This window comes from Amycolatopsis sp. NPDC050768 (assembly GCF_040654155.1).
In the GTDB taxonomy this organism is placed as follows: Bacteria; Actinomycetota; Actinomycetes; order Mycobacteriales; family Pseudonocardiaceae; genus Amycolatopsis.
Genome location: NZ_JBFAHL010000027.1, coordinates 85,000 through 95,900, shown reverse-complemented (window position 1 = coordinate 95,900; position 10,901 = coordinate 85,000). Strand labels below are relative to the sequence as shown.

Below are 10,901 nucleotides of genomic sequence, written 5' to 3'. Positions count from 1 at the left end.
GTTGGGATTGAGCGGTCGGATCGGCCGGGGGCCGATCGCCCCGCTCAATCCCAACACCGGCGCGATCTCGCGCTGTGGTTGCCTATAGGGCCCCGGGCCGGGGGCTGGCCCGGCGGGGCCAGAGTAGTCGGGTGGCGGTGGCGGTGAGTGAGGCCGGTGCGGGCGGGCGCGGCTGTTCGCGGGCTTCCTGAGCGGACTCCGGCATTACGCGGTAGGCCAGGTGGGCTAGGAGCCGGGCGAGGTCGGGGGCCAGGAGTGTGCTGGTTCGGCCGCGTGGCCTTGGGCAGTGACAGGTTGTGCGACCGTCGTTGCTGCGCCTCCGCGACGAGCGCCGCCGCCTGATCAGGGGAGGTCGTTGGCAGGCCGTAGCGGGCCAGGTGGGCGACGAGCTGGGTGGGTCGGGGCCACGAGACTAGCCGGTTCGGTCGCGCGGCCTTGGGCGGCGGCAGGATCTGCGGCGCTGTTGCAGCGCCTTCGCGACGAGAGCTGCCGACCGATCGAGGAGGTCGTTGGGCGGCGGCGGGTGCTCGTGACGTTCGCGGCGCGGTCGGCAGTCGCCGGCGGTGAGGTCGTGGCCGGCGCCGAGGTGGTCGAGGCGTGAGTGCGCGGCCGGGTGGAGACCGAGGAGGGGCGGTGAAGCGTCCGGCGTAGGCGGCCGGGTCGAGGCTGGGGAGGGCTCGGTGAGGGCACCGGTGGTGGGGATCGGGCGGTCTGCCACGGCGACGACGCACGGGCCTCGCCAAGGTCCTCAGGCAACCACGGAGCGAGATCGCGCCGGCTCCAAGGCGATCTCGCACGCCTCGGCGGAGCCGAGGCAGAAGACACGGTCACTCCGGGTGCTGCGCTACGGCCACCACGGCGTCGCGCAGCGCGGCCCGCAGACGTCCGACGTCGAGGGGCCCGAGCACGGCCGCTTCGCCTGGCGGCGCCACGAGCACGATCTTGTCGTCGCTGCTCACGAACACCGTCACATCCCTGCGCCTGCCCGCCAGATCCCGGCAGCCGATCGACCACTCGTCCCGGTCTGTCACGGCTCTCGCCCTCCCGATTCCGCGTTGCGATCGTGCTTCGTGCGGGGGTGGGACGAGCGCCTCACGCGGCTCTTACGCGGGTTCACCCGAATTGCCTACCGACGGGTTGTCCTGGCGGGTTCACCTGGGATGTGCCGTCCGCGCAACGGGAGTAGCGTCCACGCGGCAGGTGGTGGGGACGCGGGAGGTCGGGATGTCCGGGATGGCGCAACCGCGCAAGATCGTGATCGTCGGGGCCGGTCTCGCGGGGGCCTCGGCTGCCGCCGCCGTGCGGGAAAAGGGCTTCGGCGGCGACGTGCTGCTGATGGGTTCGGACCCGCACCGGCCCTACGAGCTGCCGCCGCTGTCGAAGGGCGTGCTGCTGGGCACCACTGACGAACCCGATTGGGTGCACGAGGCCGGGTTCTACGACGCCCACGCCATCCGGCTCACTTCCGGACTCACCGCCACACGCCTGGAGCTCGGCGCGCGCCTCGTGCTCGACGACGCCGGCGGCGAGCACCTCTTCGACCGCCTCGTGCTCGCGACGGGTTCCCGTCCGCGTCCGCTGACCGCGCCCGGCGGCAACTTCCCGGGCCTCTACACGCTGCGCACGCTGGACGACTCGCTCAGCCTGCGCACGGCGTTCGTCGACGCCCGGCGCGTGGTGGTCATCGGCGCCGGCTGGATCGGCACCGAGGCCGCGGCGGCCGCGCGTTCGCACGACGCGGACGTGACCGTGGTGGCGCCCGGGCGCCTGCCGCTCGGGAAGGTCCTCGGCGCCGAGGTGGCCGGGGTTTTCCGGTCCCTGCACCAAGAACACGGCGTGCACTGGCGTCTGGGCGGGCACGTCGCGGAGGTCACGGGCGACCCGAGCGGCGTGCGTGGCGTGCGGCTGCAAAGCGGTGAGGAGCTGCTCGCCGACGTGGTCCTCGTGGCCGTCGGCGCCGCCCCGCGCGTGGAACTCGCCCACACGGCAGGCCTCGAGCTCTCGGACGACGGCGGCGTCGCGGTCGACGCGGGCCTGCGCACGGCCGCCCCGGACGTCTACGCCGTCGGCGACATCGCGTCGCACTTCCACCCCCGCTACGGCCACCGCGTGCGCGTCGAGCACTGGGCGACCGCGCGTACGCAGGGCGCCCACGTGGCCGGGAACCTGCTGGGGGAGAACGAGCCCTACCTGAATTCGCCGTACTTCTTCTCCGACCAGTACGACCTCGGCATGGAGTACCGCGGCCTCGCCGACCTCGACCGCGACCGCCTCGTCGTCCGCGGCGACCTCGCGGCGCGCGACTTCACGGCGTTCTGGGTCGGCGCCGAGGGCGAAGTACACGCCGCGATGAACGTGAACCAGTGGGACGACGGGGATGCGTTGCAGCGCTTGGTGGACGGCCGCATGAAGGTGCGTGACGAGGACCTGAAGTCGGGCAACCTCGCAAACCTCGGGTGATGGCTTGATCGCCAGTGGCACCGAAGGCACAGTGAAAGGCATGCTGCTTCGCGCCGCTCAGCCCCATGAAGCCGCCGACCTCAGCGCGCTCACGCTGCGGTCGAAGGCTCACTGGGGCTACGACGAGGCGTTCCTGGAGGCATGCCGAACCGAGCTGACCCTCCGACCCGACGACCTGGTCGCGGGGAAAGCGACCGTGGCGCAGATCGGCGAGCACGTGGTCGGGTTCTACACCCTGGCCGGTCAGGCACCCGAAGGTGAGCTCGCCTGCCTCTTCGTCGAGCCTGACCACATCGGTACCGGCGTCGGCCGCCGGTTGTGGCAGCACGCGGTGGACACGGCCCGCACGCTGGACTTTCAGCGGCTCATCATCGGCTCCGACCCGTTCGCCGAGGACTTCTACCGGAAGATGGGCGCGGTCCGGATCGGCTCCGTGCTCTCGGGATCCATTCCGGGCCGGCTGCTCCCGCAGCTGGTCTACCGGCTCTCGCCTGGGCCGGCACCCGGGTGAGGCTCAGACCTCCACCTGGATGACCGGCCCGTCCAGCGCCAGGTACCCCACCAGGTTCGGCGGCGCGTAGTCCGTAGCGCGCTTGTGGCGGGTGACGGAGCTGGAGGCGACGTACTCGTGTTTCGGGTCCGTGGTGCCGATTCCGCGCGTCATGGAGGGCAGCAGGCGGTAGAAGCCCGTGCGGGACGGGTGGATCGGCCCCAGGGCGTCGGGTTCGTTGGCGAGGCCGGGTTCCAGCGCCAGGCCGCACGACCGCGCTCGGTCGGCGAGCCAGCGCAAGGTGACGTCGGCGAGGCCGTGCTGGGTCCGTCCGCCACCGCCGACGTCGCCGTGGCAACCGGCGAACCACACCTGTTCCACGTGGTGCGTCACGCCCTCGGTGGGAGGCGCCCACACCGACGGTGTGAACGGCTTGCGGTGCTCGTCGATCGCCAGCGCCTGGTAGGCGGCGTCGACGGTCGCGCTCAGTGCCGTGTCGTGGAACTGGAACCGGCGGTTGAAGACGTCGAACGGCCAGAACCCGGTCAGCGGCACGCCGAGCGCGCCGACCGTGTCCCACACGCCGATGAAGCGGATCCGCGGTTCGTGCGCGTAGGACTTGCGGAACAGGGCCATCTCGGTGGACCGCGGGTGCGTCTTGTCGGAACGGTCACGGTAGAGCCCGTACGCCTGCTTCACCCGGTGCTCGTGTTCGCGGCGCAGCAGGCCGCAGTTGCGGATGAGCCCGGCCGTGCTGCGGGCCGTGTACGCACCGCGGCTGAAGCCCAGGAAGAAGATCTCGTCGCCGGGTTCGTAGGTCCGGACCAGGAAGAGGTAGGCCTCTTGAATGTTGCGCGAGAGCCCCACGCCGAACGCGCCGCCGAGCAGCTTCTGCCGTTTGGTGCCGACGCCGGACTGGTAGAAGGCCCGTTGTTCGGTCCCTGCTTCGTCGACCGGCGCCACGGCGAGTGCGAGCTGCGTGACGTTGGTCGGTGCCGGGGTGTGGCCGTCGACCACGTCCGCCATGTCCGCCGAGTCCCATGTGCCGTCGCAGCAGATCACGATCCGCTTGGGCATCCGCACCTCGTTCATCGGTCGAAGAGTCGGGGGCCATCAATTCACGACCCGGCGCGGTTTTCAACGGGTTCGGCCGAATCGGTACCGAAGACACGGTGTGACAAGGAAAAACGGGCGGGAACCCACGCTCGGGCGGAGGGACCATCGGCCAGGGTGCCCGCCAGGGTGATCCGATCAATTTTGACACCAAATCCTCCAGACCTCTGGATCCCACGCCGCCCATGCGCTATACATCGGATGTCTTGATGTGGCTGTGGTGAGAGGGGAACGTCCGTGCAGCTTGTGCGTCTCGGAGCCGCGGGAGAAGAGCGACCGTTCGTGCGTGCCGGAGACGGCACCCTGTACGACCTCTCCGGCCTCACGGCCGACGTCGACGGCGCGTTCCTCGCGGCCGACGGCCTCGCCCGCGTCGCCGCCGCGCTCGAAGCCGGCGAGCTGCCCGCCGCCGGCCCGGAAACCGCGAGCCTGCGCGTCGGCCCGCCGCTGGCCTCGCCCGGCAAGGTTCTCTGCATCGGCATGAACTACCGCCGGCACGCCGAGGAAACCGGCGCCGCCGTGCCGACGGAACCGGTGCTGTTCATGAAAGCCCCCGACGTGATCGTCGGCCCGGACGACGACGTGCTCATCCCGCGCCGCTCGACCAGCACCGACTGGGAAGTCGAGCTCGGCGTCGTGATCGGCAAGCAGGCCCGCTACCTCGACAGCGTCGAGGAGGCCCTCCAGTACGTGGCCGGCTACGTCGTGTCCAACGACGTCTCCGAGCGCGAGTTCCAGCTGCACCGCGGCGGACAGTGGGACAAGGGCAAGAACTGCGAGACGTTCAACCCGCTCGGCCCGGCGCTCGTGACCGCCGACGAGGTGCCCGACCCGCAGGACCTCGGGCTGCGCACCTGGGTCAACGGCAAAAAGGTGCAGGACTCCTCGACGAAGGACATGGTCTTCACCGTCGCCGAGATCATCCACTACCTGAGCCAGTTCATGGTGCTGCGCCCCGGCGACCTGATCAACACCGGCACCCCCGAGGGCGTCGCGCTCGGGCAGCCGGAGCCGAAGCCGTACCTGCGCGAGGGCGACGTCGTCGAGCTGGAGATCGACGGCCTCGGCCGCCAGCGCCAGACGCTGAGGCAGGCCTGACATGGCGAAGATCATCGGCATGGAGGTGCTCGACGTCCGGTTCCCGACGTCCCGGGAGCTCGACGGCTCGGACGCCATGAACCCCGACCCCGACTACTCGGCCGCCTATGTCGAGCTCCACACCGACCTCGGCCCCGACGGCTACGGGCTCGCTTTCACCATCGGCCGCGGCAACGACGTGCAGGCCGCCGCGATCCGCGCGCTCGCGCCACACGTCGTCGGCCGCGAAGTGCCGGAGGACGCCAACGCGCTCGGCCGGCTCTCGCGCGACCTGATCGGCGACTCGCAGTTCCGCTGGCTGGGCCCGGAAAAGGGCGTGGCGCACATGGCGATCGGCGCGGTCGTGAACGCCGCGTGGGACCTCGCCGCGCGCCGGGCCGACCTGCCGCTGTGGAAGTTCGCGGCCCGCATGACACCGGAAGAGCTGGTGTCGCTCGTGGACTTCCGGTACCTGTCCGACGCGCTGACCGAACAGGAGGCGCTCGACATCCTGCGCGCCGCCGAACCCGGCCGCGAGGAGCGGATCGCGAAGCTCGAAGCCGAGGGCTACCGCGCCTACAGCACGTCGCCCGGCTGGCTCGGCTACTCCGACGCGAAGCTGGTGCGCCTGGCCGAACAGGCCGTGGCCGACGGCTTCGAGATGATCAAGCTGAAGGTCGGCGGCAACCTCGAGGACGACGTGCGCCGCATGAAGCTGGCGCGCGAGACGGTGGGCGCGGACATCCGCATCGCCGTGGACGCCAACCAGCGCTGGGACGTGGCCACGGCCGTGTCCTGGATGACGGAGCTCGCGCCGTTCGACCCGTACTGGATCGAAGAACCGACCTCGCCCGACGACATCCTGGGCCACGCGGCCATCGCGAAAGCACTGGCGCCGATCAAGGTCGCGACCGGCGAGCACGTGCAGAACCGCGTGGTGTTCAAGCAGCTGCTGCAGGCCGGCGCGATCGACGTGCTGCAGCTTGACGCCGCGCGCGTCGGCGGGGTGAACGAAAACCTCGCGATCCTGTTGCTGGCGGCCAAGTTCGGCGTTCCGGTGTGCCCGCACGCCGGCGGCGTCGGGCTGTGCGAGCTGGTGCGGCACCTGTCGATGTTCGACTTCGTGGCCGTCTCCGGCGAGGACACCGACCGCACCATCGAGTGGGTCGACCACCTGCACGAGCACTTCACCGACCCGGCCGTCGTGCGTGACGGCCGGTACCTGGCCCCGACCGCACCCGGGTTCTCCGCGCGGATGCACGACGCGACCCTGCGCCGCTTCCGCTTCCCGGACGGTCCAGAGTGGACGGAGGACGCCCAGTGAGCGAGTTCGACGGCCTGGTCGCCGTGGTCACCGGCGGCGCTTCGGGGATCGGCCTGGCCACGGCCACGCTGCTCGCCGAGCGCGGCGCGCGGGTGGCCGTGCTGGACCTCAAGACCGACGACGTGCCCGAGCCGCTGGCCGGCTTCCGGTGCGACGTCACGGCCGACGCCGAGGTCAGGGCCGCGATCGACGCCGTCGCCGAGCGCTTCGGGCGGATCGATGTGCTGGTCAACAACGCCGGCATCGGCGCGGCCGGCGACGTCTCGGACAACAGCGACGACGAGTGGCACCGCGTGTACGACGTGAACGTGGTCGGCATGGTCCGGGTCACGCGCGCCGCGCTGCCGCACTTGAAGGCTTCGCCGTCGGCGGCCGTGGTCAACACGTGCTCCATCGCCGCGTGGGCGGGCCTGCCGCAGCGAGCGCTGTACTCCGCGACGAAGGGCGCGGTGCTGTCGCTGACGCTCGCGATGGCCACCGACCACCTGCCCGACCGCATCCGCGTGAACTGCGTGTGCCCCGGCACCGCGGACACGCCGTGGGTCGGGCGCCTGCTCGACGCGGCCGCCGACCCGGCCGCCGAACGCGCGGCCCTGGCCGCCCGCCAGCCGATGGGCCGGCTCGTGACCGCCGACGAGGTCGCGAGCGCCATCACCTACCTCGCCAGCCCGCTGTCCGCGTCGACCACCGGCACCGCGCTCGCGGTCGACGGCGGCATGCACGGCCTGCGTCCGCGGGGACCTGTGCAGAACTAGTGCCCGTTTGCATGTCATCAAGGAGGATGCGGTGCGTACGAAGGTGATCCGGTTCGCCGCCGCGGCGGCCGCGTGTGGTCTGGTTCTGACCGCGTGTGGGTCTACGAAGGACAAACCCGCGGCGTCGGCGGGCGGCGGTGGCGACACCGGCGGGAAGATCGGGGCCACGCTGCCGCTGCTGACCTCGCCGTTCTGGCAGGCCTACAACAACTACGTGCCGCAGATGGCGAAGGAGACCGGCCTCGACGCGCTGCCGACGGTGAACGCCGACAACGACGCGGCGAAGCTCATCACCGACATCGGCACCCTGCTCAACCAGGGCGTCAAGGGCCTCGTGGTGACGCCGATCGACTCCGCCGCGATCGTGGCCGGGCTGAAGCAGGCCGAGAACAAGGGCGTGCCCGTGGTCGCAGTCGACGTCGCGCCCGAGGGCGGCAAGGTCGCCATGGTCGTGCGCGCCGACAACAAGGCGTATGGCACCAAGGCGTGCGAAGAGATCGGCAAGCGCGTGAAGAGCGGCAAGGTCGTGCAGGTGATGGGTGACCTCGCCTCCGTGAACGGCCGTGACCGCTCGGCCGCGTTCCGCGACTGCATGAAGGCCAAGTACCCGGACATCAAGGTGCTGGAGATCGCGGCGGAGTGGAAGGCCGACAAGGCGTCCTCGGGCCTCGACAGCCTGCTCACCGCCAACCCCGACATCAAGGGCGTCTACATGCAGGCCGGCGGTACGTACCTCGCGCCGACCGAGCAGGCGCTCAAGCGCAAGAACCTGTTCTTCCCGACGAGCGACCCGCGCCACGTGGTGCTGGTCAGCAACGACGGCATCCCGCAGGAGCTCGCGGCGATCCGTGCGGGCGAGCTCGACGCCACCGTGTCGCAGCCGGCCGACGCCTACGCCAAGTACGGCATGTACTGGCTCAAGAAGGCCATGGCAGGGGAGAAGTTCCAGCCCGGCCCGACCGACCACGGTTCCACGATCGTCGAGATCAGCCCCGGCATCCTCGAGGACCAGCTGCCGGCGCCGGTCGTGACGAAGGACAACGTGGACGACAAGGCGTTGTGGGGTAACAACCTGTGAGCGCGGCCGCCCCCGAGACGGCCGCGCCGGTGGTGAGTGCCCACGGCGTCGGCAAGCGCTACGGGCCCACCGTGGCCCTGCACGACGTGAGCCTCACCGTGCACGCCGGCGAGTCGCACGCGCTGGTCGGCCGCAACGGGGCGGGCAAGTCCACGCTCGTGTCGATCCTCACCGGACTGTCGCTTCCGGACACCGGGAGCGTCGAGTTCGGCGGCGTGCCCGCGCCGTCGCTGTCCAAACAGGACGACTGGAAGGCCCACGTGGCGTGCGTGTACCAGCACGCCATGGTGGTGCCCCAATTGACGGTGGCCGAGAACCTGTTCCTCAACCGGCAGGCGCGCGGCGGTTTCGCCATCGGCTGGCGCAAGCTGCGCCGCCAGGCCCGCGCGCTGCTCGACTCGTGGGACGTCCGCGTGGACGTGGACACGCCCGCGGGTGAGCTTTCGGTGGAGGACCGCCAGTTCGTGGAGATCGCCCGCGCGCTGAGCTACGGCGCACGGTTCATCGTGCTCGACGAGCCCACGGCCCAGCTCGACAGCCAGGCCATCGAGCGGCTCTTCGAACGCATGCGCCAGATGCAGCGCAGCGGCGTGACCTTCCTGTTCATCTCCCACCACCTGCACGAGGTGTACGAGGTGTGCCAGGCCGTCACGGTGCTGCGCGACGCGAAGCACGTGCTCACCGCGCCGGTCGCCGACGTCAGCCGGCCACAGCTGGTCGACGCCATGACCGGCGAGCAGGGCGGGCTTTCCGTGCGCGACGCGGCGAGCCGCGATCCGCTGGCGGTCGACGCCGCCGAGGTCCTCACCGTCGACGCGCTGTCCGGCGACGGCTTCCACGACGTGTCGCTGCGGGTGCACCGCGGCGAGGTCGTGGGGCTGGCCGGCAGCAACGCGAGCGGCAAGCACCAGGTGGCCGAGACCGTGTACGGGTTGCGCTCGCCTTCGGCGGGAACCGTGGCGGTGGACGGGAAACCGTTGCCACCCGGCGACATCCCGGCCGCGGTGCACGCCGGGATCGGCTGCGTGCCGCGCGACCGTCACCACGAGGGGCTCGTGCTGGAGCACTCGATCATGGACAACGCCACGCTGTCGGTGCTCGACCGCATGGGCCCGGCCGGGTTCGCATCGCCGAAGGCACGCCGCGACCGTGGGGCCCGCGCGCTGGCCGCCTACGACATCGTGGCGGCCGGGCCGGACCAGCCGGTGGCCGACCTGTCGGGTGGCAACCAACAGAAAGTGGTCCTCGCCCGGGCGCTGGAGAGCGGCCCGCGGGTGGTCGTGCTGATCAACCCCACCGCCGGCGTGGACGTGAAGTCGAAGGAGGCTCTGCTCGCGGTCATCGACCGGGTGCGGGCCGAAGGCAAGGCGGTGCTGATCGTGAGCGACGAGCTCGACGACCTGCGCCTGGCCGACCGGGTGCTGGTGCTGCGCGCCGGTGCCGTCGTCGCCGAACACCAGGCCGGCTGGTCCGACGGAGACCTCGTGGCCGACATCGAAGGAGTCGGGCTCCATGACTGAGCTGATGAGCGATCCGCAGACGGCGCTGCCCGCGGCGCCCCCGAAACGGCGCAAGTCGCTGTGGCTGCGCGAGCTGGCGCTGCTGCCCGCGCTCGTGGTCGTGTTCGTGATCGGCGGGCTGATCAGCGACTCGTTCTTCACGTTCGACAACGTGATCAGCATCCTCTCGGCCGCCGCCGCGCTGTCGCTGGTGGTGCTGGGCGAATCGCTGGTGCTGCTGACGGGCAAGTTCGACCTGTCGCTCGAATCGACCATGGGCATTGCACCCGCGATCGGCGCGATGCTGGTGATCCCGGCGACGTCGTCGGGTTTCGGCACGGGCTGGCCGGCCGCGCTGGGCTTGCTCGCGATCCCCGTGGTGGGTGCGCTGATCGGGCTCGTGAACGGCTTCCTGATCGTGAAGCTCAAGCTCAACGCGTTCATCGTCACGCTGGCGATGCTCACGGTGCTGCGCGGCACGCAGATCGGCTCCACCAACGGCAAGACGCTGTTCGACCAGCTCGACGCGTTCACGGCGCTGGCGACCACGACGTTCGCCGGGCTGCCGATGTCGGTGTGGCTCGCGGCGGTGCTGTTCCTGCTGTTCGGGCTCGGCCTGCGCTACCACCGCGTCGGCCGCTCGCTCTACGCGATCGGCGGCAACCGCGAGGCGGCGCGCGCGGCGGGCATCCGGGTGGACCGGATCTCGTGGGCGGTGTTCATCGTCGCCGGTGTGCTGGCCGCGATCGGCGGCCTCGCCTACACCGGCTACGTCGGCGCGCTCGGCGCCGACCAGGGTGACGGCCTGATCCTGCAGGTCTTCGCCGCGGCGGTGATCGGCGGTGTCTCGCTCGACGGCGGCAAGGGCACGCTCGTCGGCGCCGTGACCGGGGTGCTGCTCCTGCAGTCGGTGGACAGCCTGCTGCGCATCGCGCAGGTGCCGGCGGAATGGCTGAAGGCGATCTACGGCGGCATCATCCTGATCGCCCTGATCATCAGCCGCTACGCCGGCGGAAAGCCGCAGACCTGATCGGCGCCTGGGCCGTGATCATCCGACCTTATCGCCGTTCCGTGAAGGGCCCCTCCAGGGATTCAGAGTCCCTCG

At 70.9% G+C, this 10,901-nt stretch carries 11 protein-coding genes; 9 read left to right on the top strand and 2 right to left on the bottom strand.

The window, feature by feature from the left end; genetic code table 11:
* Positions 1-463: 463 nt before the first annotated feature.
* Positions 464-601, top strand: coding sequence for a hypothetical protein (locus tag AB0H62_RS47000; RefSeq protein WP_360592601.1), 138 nt, complete (start codon positions 464-466; stop codon positions 599-601).
* Between the two features lie 226 nt (positions 602-827).
* Here the strand turns inward: AB0H62_RS47000 and AB0H62_RS46995 are convergent, their stop codons facing one another.
* Positions 828-1,031 (bottom strand): hypothetical protein, encoded by a 204-nt coding sequence (locus tag AB0H62_RS46995; protein WP_220237697.1) that lies wholly within the window; start codon positions 1,029-1,031, stop codon positions 828-830.
* 202 nt (positions 1,032-1,233) lie between these two features.
* Between AB0H62_RS46995 and AB0H62_RS46990 the strand changes: the two genes are divergently transcribed.
* Together AB0H62_RS46990 and AB0H62_RS46985 are read left to right on the top strand one after the other, a co-directional pair.
* Positions 1,234-2,460, top strand: a complete 1,227-nt coding sequence (locus AB0H62_RS46990; protein ID WP_360592605.1) for an FAD-dependent oxidoreductase — start codon at positions 1,234-1,236, stop codon at positions 2,458-2,460.
* A 40-nt stretch (positions 2,461-2,500) separates the two neighbouring features.
* Complete coding sequence (locus AB0H62_RS46985) at positions 2,501-2,971, top strand: GNAT family N-acetyltransferase (protein ID WP_360592600.1); 471 nt, start codon at positions 2,501-2,503, stop codon at positions 2,969-2,971.
* A 3-nt stretch (positions 2,972-2,974) separates the two neighbouring features.
* On the opposite strand, the gene AB0H62_RS46980 is transcribed toward AB0H62_RS46985, so the two are convergent.
* Positions 2,975-4,042, bottom strand: coding sequence for a DUF2235 domain-containing protein (locus AB0H62_RS46980; RefSeq protein WP_255637627.1), 1,068 nt, complete (start codon positions 4,040-4,042; stop codon positions 2,975-2,977).
* 258 nt (positions 4,043-4,300) lie between these two features.
* On the opposite strand from AB0H62_RS46980, the gene AB0H62_RS46975 reads away from it, so the two are divergent.
* The 6 genes from AB0H62_RS46975 to AB0H62_RS46950 are packed head-to-tail and all read left to right on the top strand — an operon-like array spanning position 4,301 to position 10,826.
* The gene (locus tag AB0H62_RS46975) at positions 4,301-5,161 is read left to right on the top strand and encodes a fumarylacetoacetate hydrolase family protein (RefSeq protein WP_360592599.1); all 861 of its coding nucleotides are present in this window, start codon (positions 4,301-4,303) and stop codon (positions 5,159-5,161) included.
* 1 nt (position 5,162) lies between these two features.
* Positions 5,163-6,464, top strand: coding sequence for an enolase C-terminal domain-like protein (locus AB0H62_RS46970; RefSeq protein WP_354863716.1), 1,302 nt, complete (start codon positions 5,163-5,165; stop codon positions 6,462-6,464).
* The gene (locus AB0H62_RS46965) at positions 6,461-7,219 is read left to right on the top strand and encodes an SDR family oxidoreductase (protein ID WP_360592598.1); all 759 of its coding nucleotides are present in this window, start codon (positions 6,461-6,463) and stop codon (positions 7,217-7,219) included. Before AB0H62_RS46970 ends, AB0H62_RS46965 begins: the two co-directional genes overlap by 4 nt.
* A gap of 43 nt (positions 7,220-7,262) precedes the next feature.
* A complete protein-coding gene (locus AB0H62_RS46960; RefSeq protein ID WP_360592604.1) occupies positions 7,263-8,297 on the top strand; it encodes a sugar ABC transporter substrate-binding protein in 1,035 nt (344 codons plus the stop codon).
* Positions 8,294-9,817, top strand: a complete 1,524-nt coding sequence (locus AB0H62_RS46955) for a sugar ABC transporter ATP-binding protein (RefSeq protein WP_360592597.1) — start codon at positions 8,294-8,296, stop codon at positions 9,815-9,817. Before AB0H62_RS46960 ends, AB0H62_RS46955 begins: the two co-directional genes overlap by 4 nt.
* The gene (locus AB0H62_RS46950) at positions 9,810-10,826 is read left to right on the top strand and encodes an ABC transporter permease (RefSeq protein ID WP_220237702.1); all 1,017 of its coding nucleotides are present in this window, start codon (positions 9,810-9,812) and stop codon (positions 10,824-10,826) included. The genes AB0H62_RS46955 and AB0H62_RS46950 overlap by 8 nt, the downstream gene beginning before the upstream one ends.
* Positions 10,827-10,901: the final 75 nt, after the last annotated feature.